The 19,803-nt window shown below is 61.0% G+C and carries 17 protein-coding genes and 1 tRNA gene; 12 read left to right on the top strand and 6 right to left on the bottom strand.

The window, feature by feature from the left end:
- Positions 1 to 11: 11 nt before the first annotated feature.
- Complete coding sequence (locus tag KW842_RS26345; RefSeq protein WP_218307149.1) at positions 12 to 1,940, bottom strand: dynamin family protein; 1,929 nt, start codon at positions 1,938 to 1,940, stop codon at positions 12 to 14.
- A gap of 27 nt (positions 1,941 to 1,967) precedes the next feature.
- Entirely contained in the window at positions 1,968 to 2,807 is an 840-nt protein-coding gene (gene mutM / locus KW842_RS26340) for a bifunctional DNA-formamidopyrimidine glycosylase/DNA-(apurinic or apyrimidinic site) lyase (RefSeq protein ID WP_218307120.1), read from the bottom strand.
- 134 nt (positions 2,808 to 2,941) lie between these two features.
- Between mutM and KW842_RS26335 the strand changes: the two genes are divergently transcribed.
- The 8 genes from KW842_RS26335 to KW842_RS26300 all read left to right on the top strand — a co-directional run bounded on the left by KW842_RS26335 (position 2,942) and on the right by KW842_RS26300 (position 10,120).
- Positions 2,942 to 4,720, top strand: coding sequence for a tetratricopeptide repeat protein (locus KW842_RS26335; protein ID WP_218307118.1), 1,779 nt, complete (start codon positions 2,942 to 2,944; stop codon positions 4,718 to 4,720).
- Positions 4,721 to 5,320, top strand: coding sequence for an outer membrane lipoprotein LolB (locus KW842_RS26330; protein WP_218307117.1), 600 nt, complete (start codon positions 4,721 to 4,723; stop codon positions 5,318 to 5,320).
- A gap of 9 nt (positions 5,321 to 5,329) precedes the next feature.
- Positions 5,330 to 6,211: a 4-(cytidine 5'-diphospho)-2-C-methyl-D-erythritol kinase gene (gene ispE, locus KW842_RS26325; protein ID WP_218307116.1), complete on the top strand. Its 882-nt coding sequence runs from the start codon at positions 5,330 to 5,332 to the stop codon at positions 6,209 to 6,211.
- A 76-nt stretch (positions 6,212 to 6,287) separates the two neighbouring features.
- A tRNA-Gln gene (locus KW842_RS26320) sits at positions 6,288 to 6,364 on the top strand.
- A 150-nt stretch (positions 6,365 to 6,514) separates the two neighbouring features.
- Complete coding sequence (locus tag KW842_RS26315) at positions 6,515 to 7,465, top strand: ribose-phosphate pyrophosphokinase (protein WP_218307115.1); 951 nt, start codon at positions 6,515 to 6,517, stop codon at positions 7,463 to 7,465.
- 133 nt (positions 7,466 to 7,598) lie between these two features.
- Entirely contained in the window at positions 7,599 to 8,201 is a 603-nt protein-coding gene (locus tag KW842_RS26310) for a 50S ribosomal protein L25/general stress protein Ctc (protein WP_218307114.1), read from the top strand.
- A 74-nt stretch (positions 8,202 to 8,275) separates the two neighbouring features.
- Positions 8,276 to 8,857, top strand: a complete 582-nt coding sequence (gene pth / locus KW842_RS26305) for an aminoacyl-tRNA hydrolase (protein WP_218307112.1) — start codon at positions 8,276 to 8,278, stop codon at positions 8,855 to 8,857.
- Positions 8,858 to 8,866: 9 nt separating this feature from the next.
- Positions 8,867 to 10,120 carry an amidohydrolase gene (locus tag KW842_RS26300; protein ID WP_218307110.1) on the top strand — a complete coding sequence of 418 codons (1,254 nt, stop codon included), beginning with the start codon at positions 8,867 to 8,869 and terminating at the stop codon, positions 10,118 to 10,120.
- Positions 10,121 to 10,187: 67 nt separating this feature from the next.
- Here KW842_RS26300 and KW842_RS26295 read toward each other — a convergent pair whose 3' ends face one another.
- The 4 genes from KW842_RS26295 to KW842_RS26280 all read right to left on the bottom strand — a co-directional run bounded on the left by KW842_RS26295 (position 10,188) and on the right by KW842_RS26280 (position 14,854).
- Positions 10,188 to 12,002, bottom strand: a complete 1,815-nt coding sequence (locus KW842_RS26295; RefSeq protein ID WP_373925240.1) for a DUF885 family protein — start codon at positions 12,000 to 12,002, stop codon at positions 10,188 to 10,190.
- Between the two features lie 88 nt (positions 12,003 to 12,090).
- On the bottom strand, positions 12,091 to 13,221 hold the full coding sequence (locus KW842_RS26290; protein ID WP_218307109.1) for a nuclear transport factor 2 family protein: 1,131 nt from the start codon (positions 13,219 to 13,221) through the stop codon (positions 12,091 to 12,093).
- A gap of 143 nt (positions 13,222 to 13,364) precedes the next feature.
- Positions 13,365 to 14,423 (bottom strand): helix-turn-helix transcriptional regulator, encoded by a 1,059-nt coding sequence (locus tag KW842_RS26285; protein ID WP_218307108.1) that lies wholly within the window; start codon positions 14,421 to 14,423, stop codon positions 13,365 to 13,367.
- Positions 14,420 to 14,854 carry a thioesterase family protein gene (locus KW842_RS26280; protein WP_218307147.1) on the bottom strand — a complete coding sequence of 145 codons (435 nt, stop codon included), beginning with the start codon at positions 14,852 to 14,854 and terminating at the stop codon, positions 14,420 to 14,422. Before KW842_RS26280 ends, KW842_RS26285 begins: the two co-directional genes overlap by 4 nt.
- Before the next feature lie 163 nt (positions 14,855 to 15,017).
- Between KW842_RS26280 and ychF the strand changes: the two genes are divergently transcribed.
- The 4 genes from ychF (at position 15,018) to KW842_RS26260 (ending at position 19,711) form a co-directional block, all read left to right on the top strand.
- The gene (gene ychF, locus KW842_RS26275) at positions 15,018 to 16,109 is read left to right on the top strand and encodes a redox-regulated ATPase YchF (protein WP_218307107.1); all 1,092 of its coding nucleotides are present in this window, start codon (positions 15,018 to 15,020) and stop codon (positions 16,107 to 16,109) included.
- Positions 16,110 to 16,175: 66 nt separating this feature from the next.
- Complete coding sequence (locus tag KW842_RS26270; RefSeq protein ID WP_218307106.1) at positions 16,176 to 17,618, top strand: NYN domain-containing protein; 1,443 nt, start codon at positions 16,176 to 16,178, stop codon at positions 17,616 to 17,618.
- A 1-nt stretch (position 17,619) separates the two neighbouring features.
- Positions 17,620 to 18,471 carry an MOSC domain-containing protein gene (locus KW842_RS26265; RefSeq protein ID WP_218307105.1) on the top strand — a complete coding sequence of 284 codons (852 nt, stop codon included), beginning with the start codon at positions 17,620 to 17,622 and terminating at the stop codon, positions 18,469 to 18,471.
- A gap of 67 nt (positions 18,472 to 18,538) precedes the next feature.
- Positions 18,539 to 19,711: a diguanylate cyclase gene (locus KW842_RS26260; RefSeq protein WP_218307103.1), complete on the top strand. Its 1,173-nt coding sequence runs from the start codon at positions 18,539 to 18,541 to the stop codon at positions 19,709 to 19,711.
- Positions 19,712 to 19,803: the final 92 nt, after the last annotated feature.

Here is a 19,803-nt window from a genome sequence, read left to right as displayed (position 1 = left end):
CGTGTTCCTAATCAGGCAGCGGCGTCCAGCGCCACAAACTCCGCATTGATGGCCAGGCTGACTGCGCCCGCCAATTCGTGCAAACGCGCTTTCTGCTGCTCCAGCTCCTGCTGGCTGCGCTCGAAAGCTTCTATCTTCTGTTCCAGGCTATCGGTCGCATCGTGGATGCGCTGGATCGACGCCAGCCGGTGTTTCAATTGGTCCTTGTGCTGGCGGATCTGCGCCTCCAGCGGCGCCATGATGACCTTCAGCCAGGCCTCCGCGTCATTGTTGGCCGACTTGAAGCAGCCACGTACGCGCGAGGCGATGGTGTCGAAAAATTTCTCCATCAACGTCACGCGGCTGGTGGTCAGCAAGGTCGCGGTGCCGAAGGTCTTGTAATAGATCGCCTCGATCGATGCCAGTTCCTCGTGATAGCGCTGCAGCGAGAACGGCATCGGCAAGGCCAGCGTCAAGCCGTGTTCGGCCGAGAAGCGGCGATACATCACGCCCATCATCTCGGCGATCTCCACCGTCTTGCGCTCCGCCGCCTCCAGGTTGGCGCTGGTGCGCTCGAAATAGCCGCGCACCGCGTCGCGCACGCCGAGGAAGAAGCGGCTGCGCTGCATCTCTTCGCGCACCAGTTCGATATCGTCGCGCACGATGTCCATGCCCATGCTGGTGTACAGCTCGGTCGACAGGCGGGTGAACACCGCGCGTGTCGCCTGCAGCTTGAACAGGCTGGCGTCGAATTCCTTCTTCTCCACATCGATGCGGCGCATCATGTGGGTGATCACGCTCTGGTTCTTGCCGCGCAGGCTGCGCAACTCGTGCAGCTGTTCGACGATGCCGCGCGCGCGGCCGTTCAGCAGGCCGGCCTGCGCCGCGTTCAGCGCCTGCAATTCCTCGCTCAGCTGGCGGCGCACGATGTCCTTCTTGGCCGGTATCAGCTCGTTGAACAGCGCGCCTTCCAGGGCGTGCAGGCGGCTGCGCGCTTGCAGTTCCACGTCGTGGTTGATCTTGCCCACCAAGGCCTTCTGCGCCGACACAGGGAACACCTGGCGCGGCTCCAGCGACAGCATATGCGCCACATTTGCCTGCTGGCGCTCGATCTCGGCGTTGACATCCTCCTCGCCGCGCAGCTCGTCCCACATGCTGTCGATCTTGTTCAGCACCACCAGCCGTCCCGCGCCGGCGCCGATGTGATTGCGCCAGACCTCGATATCGCTCTTGGTCACGCCGGTATCGGCGGCCAGGATGAACAGCACGGCGTGCGCGTTGGGGATCAGGTTCAGCGTCAGTTCCGGCTCGGTGCCGATGGCGTTCAGCCCCGGCGTATCGAGGATCACCAGTCCCTGCTTCAACAGCGGATGCGGGAAGTTGATGATGGCGTGGCGCCACAGCGAAATCTCCACCATGCCGCGTTCATCCAGCGTGGCTGGCGTGTCGGGATCTTCCTCGTCATACAGGCCGTAGCGTTTGGCTTCCTCCACTGGCACATGGCGCGTCATGCTGACCTGCTTGAAGGCTTCGTGCATTTCGCCGCCCGCATCCAGGTTCAGCGGCAGCACCGTCCAGGCGGCCGGCTGTTCGCGGTAGTCGGTGGTGGACAAGTTGTCGGCCCGCGTCTCAATCGGCAGCAGGCGGATCGATGGCGCCAGACTGGCGTCCCATTGCAGCTCGGTCGGGCACATGGTGGTGCGGCCGGCCGCCGACGGCAAAATGCGCTGGCCGTATTCGGCAAAGAAGATGGCGTTGATCAGTTCCGATTTTCCGCGCGAGAATTCGGCCACGAAGGCTACCGACAGCTTGTCGTCTTCCAGCCGCGCAAGATTGCGCGCGATGCGCTGCTCGGTAGCGGCGTCGGCCAGGGCGGCGTCCACCATCCACGCCTGATAATTTTTCAGCGCGGTGACGACGCCCTGCCGCCAGGCGCTGTACTGTTCAAAATCCCTGACCATCATCTGTCTGCCCTTATTTGTGGCAACTCATTTCTGACAATTCACGCAATAGAAGGTCGAACGCTGGCCCTGCTTGATCTGGCGTATCGGCGCTGCGCACACGCGGCAGGGCACGCCAGCCCGATCATAGACGAAATAAGTCTGCTGGAAATAGCCTGACTGCCCGTTGACGCTAATAAAGTCGCGCAGCGTGCTGCCGCCCTGGACGATGGCCTCGGCCAGGATCTCGCGCACCGCCTGCGCCAGCTTCTCGTAGCGCGCCAGGCTGATGCGCTTGGCTGGCGTCTTGGGATTGATGCCTGCACGGAACAGACTTTCCGACGCGTAAATATTTCCAACGCCAACGACGATATCGCCGGCCATCAGCGCCTGCTTGACCGAAACGCTGCGCTGCCGGGTCTGATCGTACAGCAATTTGCCGCTGAAGCCGGATTCCAGCGGTTCGACGCCCAGTTCGCGTAACAGCACATGGTGTTCCAGCTCGCCATCGGCGGCGTCATGCCACAGCACGGCGCCAAAGCGGCGCGGGTCTTTCATGCGCAGCACCTGCGGCCCCTGGCCATCCTGCCCCTCGACTTCCAGGTCGAAATGGTCGTGTTTTTCCGCTTCCAGGCCGGTGTCCATGACCCGCAGGTGGCCCGACATGCCGAGGTGGATGATCAGCGTGCCATGTTCGAAATGCACCAGCAGGTATTTGCCGCGGCGGCCGGTGCTGAGCACCTTGCGGCCTGCCAGCAGCTGCGGCAGCGCGGCCGGGAAGGGCCAGCGCAGTCCTTCCCGGCGCAGTACCACATTGCGCACGGTGCGGCCTTCAACATGGGGCGCGACGCCGCGCCGGGTTACTTCTACTTCTGGTAATTCTGGCATCTGTCTGGCTGAAGAGGAAATAAAGGATGGCAAATCTGGCCGCAGCAAAATATTTGGTTACACTAGTCAAACTCCGCTCACGATGCGATCGGCGTAAAATTTGACGACCTTTGCTGACCAGTCAGGATCTACCTTTGAAAAACGCTTTCGCCATTGTAACCCTCTCAGCCTTGCTGTCGGCGTGCGCTATCGCGCCGCAGAAACCGGTCGAGCCTCCCGCCGAGCCGCAGCCAGCCGAACCGGCCGTGGCTGAAGCGCCGGCGCCGGCCCCAGCGCCGGTCGCTGAAGCACTGCCGAATACCGAACTGACCGGCGATCTGCTGTTCCGCCTCACCAAAGCAGAGCTGGAGTTCAAGAACGGCCAGTGGCAAGGCCCGTATATCACCATGATGGCGCTGGGCCAGCAGACCCGCGATCCGCGCCTGGCGCGCCGCGCCACCGAAATGGCGCTGACCGCCAAGCAGCCGGGCGAGGCGATGGCCGCGATCCGCCTGTGGCGCAGCCTGGCGCCGGAATCGGAAGAGGCGGCGCAATTCTTCCTCAGCTTTGCCGTCACTGCGGATGATCTGGGCGAAGCGGAAGCGCTGTTCGAGCAGCGCCTGAAAGACGCCAAGCCGGCAACCCGGCCATTGCTGATGTTCCAGATGCAGCAATTCCTGCAACGCGCCCAGGACAAGAACGCCGCCTACAAACTGCAGGACCGCGTGCTGATGCCGTACGAAGCGATGCTGGAGCCGCACCTGATCCTGGCGCAGGGCGCGTTCGCGCTGAACGATCCTGTGCGTGCGCGCAGCGAGGCCGCCAAGGCTTTGGCCATCAAGCCGGACTCCGAACTGGCCATCCTGACCAGTGCGCAAGTTTCCGGCGATGTCGACAACGCCACCCAGCAGCTGAAAGGCTTCCTCGACAAGTATCCCCAAGCGCGCGAAGTGCGCGCCGCCTACGGCCGCATCCTGACCGACAACAAGCAGCCCGAGGAGGCGCGCAAGCAATTCCTGCTGTTGCTGAAAGACCAGCCGGACAATCTGGCCACGCTGTATGCGCTGGGCGTGCTGGCGGTGCAGGTCAACGATGCGGCGGAGGCGGAGAAATACCTGAGCCGCTTTGTCACCGTGCTGGAGGAACATCCGGACGACGAGCGCAACCCCGCCAAGGTACTGCACATCCTGGCGGAACTGGCCCAGCAGCGCGGCGATCTCGATGCGGCGTATGCGTGGCTGGAGAAGGTCGACGAAAGCGATGAAAAAATCTATCTGGCCGCGCGCATCAAAATGGCGGTGCTGACCGCCCGCAAAGGCAATACCGACGCGGCCCGCAAGCAGCTCGAAGAATTGAAGCCGTCCGATCCGAATGACCAGGCGCAGGTATTCCAGACCGATGCGCAATTGCTGCGCGACGCTGGCGATCACCGCGCCGCCTATGTGGTGCTGGATAACGCCACCAAGCGCTATCCCGGCAATCCTGACCTGCTGTATGACTTTGCGCTGGTGGCGGAAAAGCTGGGCGATGTCGAGCTGATGGAAAAAGCGCTGCGCCAGGTGATGATTGCCGCGCCGGACAACCAGCACGCCTACAACGCGCTGGGCTATTCGCTGGCCGAACGCAATGAGCGCCTGCCGGAAGCCTACTCGCTGATCGACAAGGCGATGCAGATGGCGCCTGGCGATCCCTTCATCATGGACAGCATGGGCTGGGTGCAGTTCCGCATGGGGAAACTGGCGGAGGCGGAATCCTATCTGCGCCGCGCCTATGCGCTGCGCAACGATCCTGAGATTGCCGTGCACCTGGGCGAAGTCCTGTTCGTCAAAGGCGATATCGCCGGTGCGCAAAAACTGTGGAAAGAAGCCCACGCCAAAGATCCGAAAAACGATGCGCTGAAAAGTACCCTGGCGCGCCTGAACCAAAGCTTATAAATGATACGACCACTCATCATCGCCGCCTGCCTCGCCGCCTTGTCCGGCTGCGCTACCACCAGTTCGGCGCCGCGCTCCAGCGGTGCTGTCGCGGCCTACCAGGAGAATATTGAGCTGGCCGGCGGCATCTTCATCAGCTACATCCGCGACGGCAAGCGCGAGCCGCTGAACGGCAGCTTCACCTGGCGGCAGAGCCAGAGCACGACCGATGTCAACCTGATCTCGCCGACCGGCCAGACGGTGGCCGTCATCAATGTCACGCCGCGCTCGGCCACGCTGACTGAAAGCGGCAAGCTGCCGCAGACCGCGCCCGACCTGGATACCCTGACCCGGCAAGCGCTGGGCTGGACGCTGCCGGTGTCCGGCCTGCGCGACTGGCTGCAAGGCTATGCCACCGACCGCGACGGCAAGCGCTTTGTCGCTTCGCCGGCCAACGACAACGTCATCACCCGCGATGGCTGGAAGCTGGAATACGTCAGCTGGCAGGACGACAAGGCTGCCGTGCCGCAGCCGAAGCGTATTGACGCCACCCGCATCGTGCTGGGCGAGGCGGTCGATGAGATGCAGATCCGCATCGTCATTCGTCCGCCGGAACAGTAAAATGCCGGCATGACTGCATCCCTCAACGCGCTGAACAACTGCCCGGCTCCGGCCAAGCTCAATCTCTTCCTGCATGTAAATGGCCGCCGCGCCGACGGCTACCATTTGCTGCAGACCGTATTCCAGCTGATCGACCACGGCGATACGCTGCACTTCACGCTGCGCGACGACAGCGCGCTGCGTCGCGTCACAGATATGCCAGGCGTGCCGGAGGAGAGCGACCTGATCATCCGCGCCGCAAAGCTGCTGCAAGCGGAAGTGCTGCGCCGCACCGGCCAGCCGCCGCGCGGTGTCGATATCGCCATCGATAAAGTGCTGCCGATGGGCGGCGGTGTTGGTGGCGGCTCGTCCGACGCGGCCACCACGCTGATGGCGCTGAACCAGCTGTGGAACGCCGGCCTGAGCAGGCAGGAGCTGATGGACCTGGGCTTGCCGCTGGGCGCCGACATCCCGTTCTTCATCTTCGGCCAGACCGCGTTTGCCGAGGGCGTGGGCGAGGCGCTGCAAGCCGTGCAAGCGCCGGAATGTTGGTATGTCGTCATCGAGCCGGGCGTGATGGTGCCGACTGCGGCAATTTTTGGTTCAGAACAATTGACAAGGAACACGCCGCTCGTTAATATAACGGACTTTTCCAGCCACTCCATTAATCTGGGGTTTGGAAGGAATGACTTGCAACAGGTAGCAACGAATTTATTCCCGCCGGTAGCAGAAGCGGTAGAATGGCTCGGTGCTTACGGTGATGCCAGGATGACTGGCTCAGGTGCATGTGTGTTCAGTGCGGTAGCAACCGAGGCAGACGCCGATGCGGTACTTGCAAAAGTGCCGGCAAAGTGGAAGGCCTGGAAAGCAAAAGCGCTGCAACGGCATCCGATGTTCACCGCAAGGTTGTGAGGCAGCAAAAAAGATTTTGCGAAGCGTGAAAATGGCTGTATAATATCGGCCTGTAGCGACAAGCAGCAAGTTGCGTAGGGGAATCGCCAAGCTGGTTAAGGCACCGGATTTTGATTCCGGCATACCAAGGTTCGAATCCTTGTTCCCCTGCCATTCGTTTGTATCTGGAACCGTCGAGGCACTAGTCTCCGGCCAGGTAGGGCAAAAAGTGAGGCGCACGATGCGCCTCATTCCATTTAGTTCGGTGCCGCGCTGCTTGCGCTGGCACATCAAAGAATCTTCTACAACTTCTCTGGAATCCCAATGGCTTACGAAAACCTGATGGTTTTTACCGGCAACGCTAATCCTGCGTTGGCAGAGGGAGTCGCAAAAAATCTCGGCATCCCCCTCGGCAAAGCGAACGTTTCGAAATTCTCGGACGGCGAAGTCATGGTGGAAATCAACGAAAACGTCCGCGGTAAAGACGTCTTCGTGCTGCAATCGACCTGCGCGCCTACCAACGACAACCTGATGGAACTGATTCTGATGGTCGATGCGTTGAAACGTGCGTCGGCTGGCCGTATTACCGCTGCGATTCCTTACTTTGGTTATGCCCGTCAAGACCGCCGCCCACGTTCGGCGCGCGTTGCGATCTCGGCCAAAGTGGTCGCCAATATGCTGGAAGAAGCCGGCGTCGAGCGCGTCCTGATCATGGATCTGCACGCAGACCAGATCCAGGGCTTCTTCGATATCCCGGTTGACAATATTTACGCATCGCCAATTCTGCTGGGCGACCTGCAAAAGAAACACAATGAAGACCTGCTGGTCGTGTCGCCGGACGTCGGCGGCGTGGTCCGTGCCCGCGCCCTGGCAAAACGCCTGGGCTGCGACCTGGCCATCATCGACAAGCGCCGTCCGAAAGCCAACGTTTCCGAAGTGATGAACATCATCGGTGACGTCGAAGGCCGCAACTGCGTGATCATGGACGACATGGTCGACACCGCCGGCACCCTGGTCAAAGCTGCTGAAGTGCTGAAAGAGCGCGGCGCCAAGAAAGTGGTCGCATATTGCACCCACGCTGTGCTGTCCGGTCCGGCAATCGACCGCATCAACAGCTCGTCGCTGGACGAACTGGTGGTGACCGATACGATTCCGCTGTCGGAAAATGCCAAGCAGTGCGCCAAGATCCGTCAACTGACCTGCGCACCACTGCTGGCAGAGACCTTCAAACGCATCATCAAGGGCGATTCCGTGATCTCCCTGTTCGTCGACTAAGCAGGCGGCGAGTCCAAGTTTTCAGACGGCGCGCAGCGGTTTATCCGCTGCGCGCCGTTTTTCCCGAAGCGCGCCTGGTCGCGGGGCGCTTCATCACACGGGGCGCGAGCCCTGTTATTTATTGGAGTTTCACATGAAAGTAGTTGCATTCAAACGCGAATTGCAAGGTTCCGGAGCGAGCCGCCGCCTGCGCAATTCGGGCCAAACCCCTGGCATCATCTACGGCGGTACCGAAGCACCGGTGACCATCGCCCTGGACCACAACGCCCTGTACCACGCGCTGAAAAAAGAAGCGTTCCACTCGTCGATCCTGGACCTGGAAATCGACGGCAAAGCAGAAAAAGTGCTGCTGCGCGACTTCCAGATGCACGCATTCAAGCAACTGGTACTGCACGCTGACTTCCAGCGCGTTGACGCGAACAAAAAGATCCACATGAAAGTGGCGCTGCACTTCGCTAACGCTGAAATCTCGCCAGCAGTCAAACTGCACGGCGCGACCATCAGCCACGTTGCCAACGAACTGGACATCGAGTGCCTGCCAGCTGACCTGCCAGAATTCATCACCGTTGACCTGACCAATGTGGACGTAGGCCACTCGGTTCACGTTGCTGACCTGACCCTGCCAAAAGGCGTGACCGCTGTCACCCACGGCAACAACCTGACCATCGCTACCGCATCGGTACCAGCTGGCCACGTTGCTGCTGAAGCTGCTGCTACCGAAGAAGCCAAGAAGTAATTCTTGATTTCTCTAAAGAACCCGCCTCTGGCGGGTTTTTTTTTGCCATAATCATTTTATTTCACTCGCACTCCATGCCTATCCGTCTCATCGTTGGCCTCGGCAATCCCGGCCCTGAATACGAACAAACCCGCCACAACGCCGGCTTCTGGCTGGTGGACAACCTTGCCAATGACACGGGCGCGCGCCTGCAGCGCGAGAGCAAGTACAACGCCATGTTCGCCAAGGCCAGCATCGCTGGCCAGGAAGTCTACCTGCTGGAGCCGCTGACCTTTATGAACCGCTCCGGCCAGTCGGTCGGCGCGCTGTGCCGTTTCTTCAAGATCAATGCCGACGAAGTGCTGGTCGTGCACGACGAGCTGGACCTGATGCCCGGCACCGCCCGGCTGAAAAAAGGCGGCTCCTCGGGTGGCCACAACGGCTTGAAAGACATCACCGCCGCGCTTGGTACGCAAGACTACTGGCGGCTGCGCCTCGGCATCGGCCATCCGCGCACGCTGAACCTGGCGCAGCAGGTGGCCGACTTCGTGCTGCACCGCCCGCGCCGCGAAGACCAGGAGCTGATCGAGCGGTCGATTGAAAAATCGCTGCTGATCCTGCCGCAGATCATCAAAGGCGAATTCGCCGCCGCCACCACCAAGCTGCACACCGACTGAAAGGAAGTGATGAAACTCTTACCGATCATTGCACTACTGGCCGCTGCGTCCACCGCGCAGGCGCAGGACGCCGGCGCCGTCATCAACGGCATCTACCCGCAGCTGGACGCGATCTACAAGGATCTGCACGCCAATCCGGAAATCGCCTTTCAGGAAACCCGCACTGCCGGCAAGCTGGCGGCGGAAATGCGCAAGATCGGTTTCGAGGTCACGGAAAAAGTCGGCAAGACCGGCGTGGTGGCCATCTACAAGAATGGCCCCGGCCCGCTGGTCATGGTGCGTACCGAGCTGGATGGCTTGCCGATGGATGAAAAATCCGGCCTGCCATACGCAAGCAAAAACGGCGCTGCGCACAGCTGCGGCCATGACGTCCATATGACCGCCTGGCTGGGTACGGCGCGCGCGCTGGTGACGCTGAAATCGCAATGGAAAGGCACGCTGATGTTCATCGGCCAGCCGGCGGAGGAAACCGTGTCCGGCGCCAAAGCCATGCTGGAAGATGGACTGTTCAAGCGCTTCGGCAAGCCGGACTACGCGTTCGCGCTGCACTCGTGGCCGCTGGCCTACGGCACCATCGGCTACAACAGCGGCGCGGTATCGTCGAATTCCGATGCGATTGAAATTACTTTTAAAGGCCGTGGCGGCCACGGCTCGGCGCCGGACAAGGCACTGGACCCGATCACCATCGCCGCGCGCTTCGTAGTGGATGTGCAAACGGTGATCAGCCGTGAAAAAGATCCCAAGGAATTCGGCGTGGTGACCATCGGCGCGATCAATGGCGGCACGGTCGGCAACATCATTCCGGACACCGTCAAAGTGCGCGGCACCATCCGCACCTACAGCCCGGCGGTGCGCGAGAAAATCCTGGCCGGCGTGCGCCGCATCGCCAACGCTTCCGCCGCCATGGCCGACGCGCCGGCGCCGGATGTCGAACTGATCCCCGGCGGCATAGCCATCGACAACAACGACGCACTGGTCACCCGTACCGAAGGTGTGCTGAAACAAGCCTTCGGCGACGCCAACGTCGCGCGCATGCCGGCCATGACCGCCAGCGAAGACTTCTCGCAATACCTCCTGCAAGGTGTGCCGGGCATGTTCTTCTTTACCGGCGTCTACGATCCGAAGGTGGTAGCGGAGGCGGAGAAGGGCGGCAAGCCAGTCGCCTTCAACCATTCACCGTTCTACGCCCCGGTGCCGGAACCCTCCATCAAAACCGCCGCCCAGGCCATGACACTCGCCGTCATGAACGTCATGCCAAAATAAAACTCCGGGGTCAGTTCTGCCAAACGTACACGAGCTCGTGTACGTTTGGCAGAACTGACCCCGGTTTTTACCTGGCGATCCAGCGATCGACGCGCTGTTCGAGGATGGGCAGCGGCAGCGTACCGTCGCCAATCACCACTTCGTGGAATTTCTGGTAGCTGAATTTGTCGCCCAGTGCCTGCTGCGCCCGCGCGCGCAGCTCCAGGATTTTCAGCGAGCCGATCTTGTAGCTCAGCGCTTGCGCCGGCCATACCATGTAGCGCTCGATCTGGTTGCGCGCGCGCGCCTCCGGCCAGCCCAGTGTCTCGGCCAGATAGCTGATCGCCTGTTCGCGCGACCAGCCTTTGGCGTGCATGCCGGTGTCGACTACCAGCCGCGCGGCGCGCAGCATCTCGGCGTTCAGGTGGCCGTAGTAGGCGGCCGGGTCGTCATACAGGCCCAGCTCCCGTCCCAGCGTTTCCGAGTACAAGGCCCAGCCTTCGGTGTAGGCCGCGCTGTTGCGGTTCTCGGTGCTGAATTTGCGGAAGTCCGGCAAGTCCAGTTCCTTCAGCAGCGCCGCATGCAGGTGGTGGCCGGGGATGCCTTCGTGCAGGAACAGGCTGACCATGTCGACCCGGCTGTATTTTTTCGGATCGTTGACCACCGGCCAGAAGACGCCGGGATGCGAGCCATCGGCCGCCGGCGGCGTGTAATGGTCGGAGGCGGTGGCGCGCGTCAGCTCTGGCTCCAGATGCAGTTCCAGCTTGGACTTGGGGATCAGCGTGAAGTAGGCCGGCAGCTTGGCCTGCACCTGCGTGTAGATGGCGCGGTAGGCGTCCAATACCTGCTCGTCGCTGTTGAAGACGTTGAATTTGCTCTGCGCGCTTACCCATTGCGGCAATTGTTTTTCCGGTCCTTCGTAGCCCAGCTTGGGGCCCAGTTCGCCCAGTTGCTGCTGGATGCGCGCCACTTCCTTCAGGCCCAGCGCGTGGACTTCATCCGGCGTCAGCGGCAGGTTGGTGGCGTCCTTGATGTGGGCGGCGTACCAGGCGGCGCCGTTCGGCAGCGAACTCCAGCCGGTGCTGCTGCGGCTGGCCGGCAGGTATTCGTTCTGCAGGAAGTTGACCAGGCGCGTCAACGCCGGTGCGATGCCGCTGTCCACCACTTTCAGATACGCGGCGCTGAGTTTCTTCTTGTCCGCCTCGGAGAACGATGCCGGGAAGCGCGTCACCGGCGAATAGTAGATGCTGGTCTCCGGCGTCGCCGCGCGCAGGTTCTGGAATTGCGGCAGCATCGCCACTGTGATCGCCTTCGGCTGCACCACGCCGCTGTGCATGCCTTGCTTCATATTCGCGATGGCCTGGTCGATCCAGTGTGGCAGCTGGCTCAGGCGGCTCAGGTAATCCTGGTATTGCTTGACGGTTTGCAGCGGCTGCGAACCGGTCCCGCCGGCATAGTTGGCCAAGGTGCTGGGCACGTTGTCAAACTGATTCAAGGGCAGCAGATAGTCGGGGAAGGATTCCAGCTGCATCGCGTTATTCAATTCATAGCTCAGTAGATCGTAGGTCAGCTGATCCTGCGCGCCCAACTGGTCGCGGCGCACATTCATCAACTGCTTTTGCAGCGAGCGGTATAGCGTGAACTGCGCCGCGCGCACCTTGGGCGAAATCGCCAGGCCGAGCTGATCGTTGTAGCGGCTGTCGCCATTCGCGGTGGCGTACAGCAGCGGATCGAACTGGCAGCGCGCCGTATGGAACGCCGCCGCCAGCCTGGCCAGTTGCTTTTGCGCCGCACTCGCCTTCGCGGCGGCAGCCGGCGCCGCCGCTTGCACCGGCAAGCTATGCGCGCCCGCTAGCATCAGGCTGGCAATCAGAACAGAGGTACGCAGGCGAGGCATCGACATGAGAATTCCCAAAGGTAGGTGAGGGAAAACAGTCTAGCAAAAAAATGTGAGCCAGGGATGGCCATGCGATGCCGCACTGAAGGCGTGCTTACTGTTCAAGCAGGCGTATCATCGATTCCGCCACGCCGACCGACGACTCCCAGTTCATGCCCGTCACCAGCCGGCCATCGACCTCGACGTGCCCCTTGCCGTTTGTGCCATGCCTGAAGATGCCGCCATGGCGCTTGATGCTGCCTTCGGCTGAAAACGGATAGGCCTTGTATATCGGTGATTCCTTGTTGAGAAACACATCCGGGAAGGAGGTGAGTACCTTGCCCTGGATGAGGAAAGTGCCATCACGGAGTTTCAGATTCTTGATGCCTTCGGTTCCATGGCAGATCGCCGCGATCACCCCGCCTTGTTGTTCGTAGATGCGCAAAGCGATGTCCTGGAGCGCCTGGTTTTCCGGGATGCCGACGATGGCCGCGCCACCGCCGACGAAGGCGATGCCCGCATACTCTTCCGCCCGGATCTCTGAGACGGGCTTGGTATGGCCCAGCGCCCACATGAAATCACCGTCGTACAAATGTTTTTTGAGTAATTCATCCGACGTGACGATCATCTCCAAAGGCACAGCGCCGCCTTCGGGGCTGACGAAGTCGACCGCGTACCCGGCCTTGCGGAAGGCATCATAGGTATAGGCCAGCTCGGGAAAGTTATTGCCTGCGTTAACTTTGGTGCCGGGATATTGGGCGACATTCGAGACCACCAGCAGCACTTTGCGTGCATGGCGCGCGGCTTGCTCGCGATGCGCCGACTTGCTGACTATCTTCCAGCTGCCAGCGATTTTTTTCAAGAGAAAGACATCCACATAGCGGACCCCTTGCGTGGGAATGTGGATTTCGGCCTTGGCGGTGGCGACCTTGCCGTCCACATCCACTTTGATCAGCCGCCCGTGGCGTCCATTGAATTGCGCCATTTTTTCCTGGGAAAAGAGTTTCGCGTATTCCGGGCCGCTCAACTCCCACTCCGCACCGTCTTTACCGTCCAGATAAAGGCGGGAGCTTGCATGGAATGCCTGGTTGATCTCGGCCTGTACATTAAAGCTGGTGCCGTGCATATACAAGCGCACGGTCTCGCGGACGGCATGGTCGTCCTGGTCTGCGGTAGCGGCGGTACCGATGGCGGCGATGCTAAACAAGCAACACGCCAGTACCGTTCTCAGTAAAAACTGAATCATGGTTTTACCCTGAATGAAGAACTACGTTTATCGGAGCAACGACGATGTTCAGATCGTTGTTGGTCGATAATTTATCCAGCAGCAGGGGAATTGATGTCGCCAAACGCGATTTGAGACTCCGGAATGGCGATTCCGGAGAGGTTTCAGGCGGAAAATGCTCCGCTTACCTGGCCGGATTGCGTCCGGAAGCTGGCGGGCGTCTGACCAGCAACTTTCTTGAAGGTCGAGAAGAAGGTGGAGCTGGAGTTGAAGCCGCAGCGTTCTGCAACGATATCCAGGTTGAGTTGCGGCTGGCCGGCCAGCACCTGCTTCGCTTCGGCGATACGGTATTCGTTGACGTAGGTGGTGAAGCTCTTGCTCAACTTATCATTCAGTACCTGCGACAGCTGCGCCTGCGTGCACCCCGCGCGCTTTGCCAGTTGGACCAGGGTCAGATTCGGATTCAGATAGAGTTTCTGCCCGGTCATCAGTTGCTCCAGCGAGGCGAGCACGGCGAGCGCATCTTCTTGCGTCAGGCGGCTGTTTTTGTACTTCTGCCTGGCATCGGAAGGCGTCGAGACTTCCTTTCTCAGCAAAAAGGCCAGCACCGCGACATGCAGCGAAAAGGTAAACGACAGGGCCCCCACAATATACGAGGTGAATGGCGTGGTCGCGTACGCCGCCAGCATGATGCCGCTGCCTGCAAACACGCTCAGCAGTAGCATGCTGCTGGTGGCCATCCGATCGCCATCGTTAAGCCATTCGCGGCGCGTTTGCCAGAGCAGCCTGGCGGTCGCCAGCAGGTAGCCTAGCCAGAACACATGAATGGCATGACTCGAAAAGTCCCATACATGGCGATACGCGGAGTACGGAAAGACAATCCCAATCCCAATCAGCAGGAAAGACAGGCCGAGATGCCAGCGCCATTGCTGTCCGGCAGGCAGTTGCGCGATGCCGGCGATGAAGTAGCGAATATACAGATAGGTCAGGGGACCGATCAGCAGACAGGCCGACAGGCCTAGCTGGCGGAATTCAAGTGCGATGGCAGGGTTGAAGAACAGGAAGGCGGATTTGGCGGTACGCACCCCGACGGCAAGCAGCAATGCGCCCAGCATGCAGTCGGCGATGTTGCGCGGCCGCCGGCTGAAAAAATACACGGCGACGAAGATGCCGTTGATGGCGCCGAGGGCGCTAAACAGGAACAGCAATTGGCGAGCGATCATAGGGCGGGTGTCAATAGCGTTGCCAGTAGACTGCGCACCGGTGCCGGAATTGGCGACGAACGGTTGCTGCTGCGCTCGACATAGACGTGCACGAAGTGGCCGGCGGCGCAGGGCAGGGGATCATCATTGCGGTACAGCGCGATTTCGTAGCGGACACTGGAGTTGCCCAGCTTGGCGACGCGGATGCCGGCGTGAACCTTGTCCGGGAAACTGATTGAGCTGAAGTAGGAGCAGCCGGAATCCACCACAAAACCGACTACCTCACCCTGATGTATATCCAGCACGCCCGCTTCGATCAGGCACTGGTTCACCGCCGTATCGAAATAGGAGTAATACACAACATTGTTCACATGGCCATAAACATCATTGTCCATCCACCGCGTGGGAATGGTCAGAAAGTGGCGGAACTGCTCCCGGCCGGCGTCGCGCATGCTCATGCTGTCTCCTGTTTTTTTGAAGAGTGCGGGCAAGGGCGGTACAATGGACCCTTGAACGCTGTAATCAGCTAAAAATAGCAAGAATATCCAAAAACGCCCCGGAAAGGCCGTTTTTCACCAGCCGCTTGCCGGCAATATTGATAATTTAAAGGTTCACATGAGTCTCCAATGCGGCATCGTCGGCCTGCCTAACGTCGGCAAGTCCACCCTGTTCAACGCCCTGACCAAGGCCGGCATCCCGGCTGAAAACTATCCGTTCTGCACCATCGAGCCGAACGTCGGCGTGGTTGAAGTGCCTGATCCACGCATGGCCGCGTTGGCCGAGATCGTCAAGCCTGAGCGCATGGTCAACGCCATCGTTGAATTCGTCGACATCGCCGGCCTGGTGGCGGGTGCGTCGCAAGGCGAGGGTCTGGGCAACCAGTTCCTGTCGCACATCCGCGAAACCGACGCCATCGTCAACGTGGTGCGCTGCTTTGAAGATGACAACGTGATCCACGTGGCCGGCAAGGTCAGCCCGCTGGACGATATCGAAGTGATCCAGACCGAACTGGCGCTGGCCGATCTGGGTACCGTGGAAAAAGCCATCCACCGTGAAAACAAGAAAGCCCGTTCGGGCGACAAGGATGCCGCCAAGCTGCTGGCCATCATGGAGCGCATTGTGCCGCACCTGAACGAAGCCAAGCCAGTGCGCGCCATGGGCCTGGACGCGGATGAGCTGGCACTGATCAAGCCGCTGTGCCTGATCACCGCCAAGCCGGCCATGTATGTCGCTAACGTGTCCGACACCGGCTTCACCAACAACCCGCTGCTGGACCAGCTGACCGCCTACGCCGCCACCCAGAACGCGCCTATCGTCGCCATCTGCGCTTCGATCGAAGCGGAAATCGCCGACCTGGACGACGCCGACAAGAGCGCCTTCCTGTCCGATATGGGCATGCAAGAGCCTGGCCTGGACCGTCTGATCCGCGCCGCCTACAAGCTGCTGGGCCTGCAAACCTACTTCACCGCTGGCGTAAAAGAAGTGCGCGCCTGGACCATCAAGATCGGCGATACCGCGCCACAGGCAGCCGGCGTGATCCACACCGACTTTGAACGCGGCTTCATCCGCGCACAAACCATCGCCTACGACGACTACATCCAGTACAAAGGCGAAAGCGGCGCCAAGGAAGCCGGCAAGATGCGCGCCGAAGGCAAGGAATACGTGGTCAAGGATGGCGACGTACTGAACTTCCTGTTCAACGTCTAATCCCTCCTTCCTCCTCGGCCGGGGGCAATGGCGCCCGGCCGGTACTCACACTCTACCTATACTCCCATGGCATCCTCCAACGAAAACGTCAGCATGGCGCTGTTCTGCGATTTTGAGAACGTGGCGCTCGGCGTGCGTGACGCTAACTACGACAAGTTCGATATCAAGCCGGTGCTGGAGCGCTTGCTGCTCAAAGGCAGCATCGTGGTCAAGAAAGCTTATTGCGACTGGGACCGCTACAAAGGTTTCAAGGCGCCGATGCATGAGGCGAACTTCGAGCTGATCGAGATTCCGCACGTGCGCCAGTCCGGCAAGAATTCCGCCGACATCCGCATGGTGGTGGATGCGCTGGACCTGTGCTACACCAAGTCGCACGTCGACACCTTCGTCATCATTTCCGGCGATTCCGACTTTTCGCCGCTGGTGTCCAAGCTGCGCGAGAACGCCAAGAAGGTGATCGGCGTCGGCGTCAAGCAGTCGACTTCCGACCTGCTGGTGGCCAACTGCGATGAATTCATTTTCTACGACGACCTGGTGCGCGAAAGCCGCCGCGCCAAGCGCGAAAGCAGTGGCGCCACGGACAGCAAGCCACAGGTCAAGCGCACGCCGGAAGAGGAACGCGCGCGCCGTGACGAGATGGAGAAGCGCCGCAACCAGGCAGTGGAAATCGCCGTCAATACCTTCGAGGCACTGGTGCTGGAGCGTGGCGACAGCGGCAAGATCTGGGCCTCCGTGCTGAAGGAAGCGATCAAGCGCCGCAAGCCGGATTTCAGCGAGTCCTACTATGGCTTCCGCACCTTCGGCAATCTGATCGAGGAGTGCAAGGCGCGCGGCCACCTGGAGTTTGGCCGCGATGAAAAATCCGGCGCTTACGTCTATCGTGGCAACGGTGTGCCGCAGCCGGTGAGCGAAACGCCTGTCGTGGCGGATGGCGCCGCACCAGCAGTGGATGGCGGCCAGCAGGAATCGCGCCGCAGCCGCAATCGTGGCCGTACCGCGGCGGAGCGTTTCGCTGAACGCCAGGCGCAACGCCAGGCGCAGCCGCAACGCAACGCCCAAGCGCAACAGGATGGCGCTCCGGTGGCGCACGCTGAACCGGCCGCCGAAGCCGCGCCAGTGGTGCTGGAAGCGGCGGTTGAATTGCCAGCGCCAACTGAGTTGCCAATCGACGCCGCCGCGCCAGCGCCGGCCAAGAAAAGGAATGGCGCCAAGCCGCCAGCACGCAAGGTGAAGAACGCCGCCAAGAAAGGCAAGGCGGACGACGCCGTTGCGGTGTCGGTGGAAGCCTTGCCAGCCACGCCAGCCGTGGTAACGCCGGTTGCTGCCCCAGCCCCGGCGCCGGTGGATGTGGTGGCAGAGGCGCCTGCGGCCAAGCCAGCCAAAGCGGCCAAGGCCAAGCCGAACGCCAAGCCGAAAGCGAAACCGGCGGAGGATGGCGCCAAGCCAGCCCGCAAGCCGGCTGCGCGTACGCCGCGTCCGCCGAAAGCCGCCAAGCCAGCTGAGGAATAATATGCCTGTCCTGTCCGCCATCACGCTGTATCCGATCAAATCCTGCGCCGGCCTGTCTTTGCAGCAGGCCACGCTGACCTCGCTAGGCGTCATGAGCGAGCAGATATATGACCGTGAATGGATGGTGGTGGACAACAAGGGCATGTGCCTGACCCAGCGCGAGCATCCGCGCATGGCGCTGATCAAGCCGGCCCTGAAAGGCACGACCCTGGAAGTGCAGGCGCCCGGCATGCTGCGGCTGGAAATCCCGCTCGGCCTGCCGGACCCGGCCACGGCGCCGACGCTGGCCACGCAGCTGTGGGACGACACCGTGCTGGCCTACGACTGCGATGCGCTGACCGCCGAATGGTTCACCCAGGCAGTCGGCGTGCCGTGCCGCCTGGTGCGCTTCCACGCCAACGCCGAACGCCCGGTCAGCACCAAGTGGACCAACGGCGTGCAGGCGAGCACCATGTTCTCCGATGGCTATCCTATCCTGGTGGTCGGCGCGGCGTCGCTGGAAGATCTGAACCAGAAACTGGTGTCAGCCGGCCGTGACGCGCTGCCGATGAACCGCTTCCGCCCCAACCTGGTCATCGACGGCATTGAAGCCTTCGAGGAAGACTATGCCGAGTCCTACCAGATCGGCGACGCGCTGCTGAAACCGGTCAAGCCGTGCCCGCGCTGCCCGATGCCATCGATCGACCAGGCCACCGGCGAGTTCGGCCCGGATCCGATGGACATCATGCAAAGCTACCGCGCCAAGCCGGAAGTGGAGGGCGCGCTGTGCTTTGGCATGAACGCGATTCTGATCGCCGGCGAGGACCAGCGGGTACGCGTTGGTCAAGAAATTGAAGTTGCCTTGGCATTTTGATACCTCAAAGCATTCCCAAGCGCGCCAACTTGGCGTAATGTGAGAGGGTACGTAAAAAAGGCCCATCATGACGCAGACCCTCTCCGGAAAACCTCCGCCGCAAACCGATCACGCTGAGCAAGCACATGATCTGGCGGCTGAAAACCGGGCATTGCGGGCGCGCATGGCCTATTTGCTGGAACAGGCGGAACGCAATCACGCCATCATGACCCGCCACCAGGCGTTCGACCTGGATATCGTCGGCGCCAGCAATTTCCCTGAACTGGTAGGCACCATCTTCCGCGTGCTGCCGGTCATTTCGGAACTGGATAGCGTCACCCTGACGCTGGTCGACGAAGACGCCGACATCCGCACCGTGATGCGCAAGCTGGATGTGGTGTTTGCGGATTTCCCCGACCTGATTTTTGTTGAAACGCTGGACGATCTGGGCTTCGACCTGGGCCGCCGCAGCGCGTATGCACCCACGCCCCGGCCAGTGCTGGGCATGTATGACAAACTGCGCCATGCGCCGTCGTTCCCGAATGCGCCGGCTGGCCTGCAAAGCGTGGCGATGGTGCCGCTGCTGCGTAACAAGCGCATCATTGGCAGCCTGAACCTGGGCAGCTGCGATCCGACCCGCTTCACGCCCAGCCTGGGCACGGATTTCATCGAGCACATGGCGTCGATCATCGCGATCTGCCTGGAAAACGTGATCAGCAACGAAATGCTCAAGTACATCGGGCTGACCGATTCGCTGACCGGCGTCTATAACCGCCGCTATATCGACCGGCGCCTGCTGGAAGAGATTGCGCGGGCGCGCCGGCAGAAGTATCCGATCTCCTTCATGTACATCGACATCGACCACTTCAAGCGGGTCAACGATACCGTTGGCCATGGCGGTGGCGATGAGGTGCTGCGCGAAGTGGCGGCGCGCATCAAGAACGAGCTGCGTACTTCGGATGCGCTGGCGCGTTTCGGCGGCGAGGAGTTTGTGGTGCTGCTGATTGACGCCAATCTGGAAAGTGCCGCCTTCGTGGCCGAGCGTATTCGCGCCAGCGTGGCGGGCGGCATGATTGTGCTGTCGCCGTCGCTGCAATTGTCGGTGACGGTATCGATCGGTGTGGCTTGCCTGGAGGTTGGCGAGGCGGAAGGCGAGGCCGAGGCCATCGCCCGCGATCTGATCGAGCGTGCCGATGATCTGCTGTACGAAGCCAAGGAAGGCGGCCGCAATCGCGTGGCCAGCCGCGGCGAAGTGGATTGATTTTCCGTTTTTCTTTGAAAGAGTTATCGGTTTAAGGTGGTTTATCTGCTTTGAGCTCGGTAATAACATGGCTGCTACTTCTTTTTGAAAGG

The sequence above is a fragment of the Duganella sp. sic0402 genome, from assembly GCF_019219065.1.
In the GTDB taxonomy this organism is placed as follows: Bacteria; Pseudomonadota; Gammaproteobacteria; order Burkholderiales; family Burkholderiaceae_D; genus Rugamonas.
Note: the sequence above shows the minus strand (reverse complement) of the source record. Positions and strands in the feature narration are given on the sequence as shown.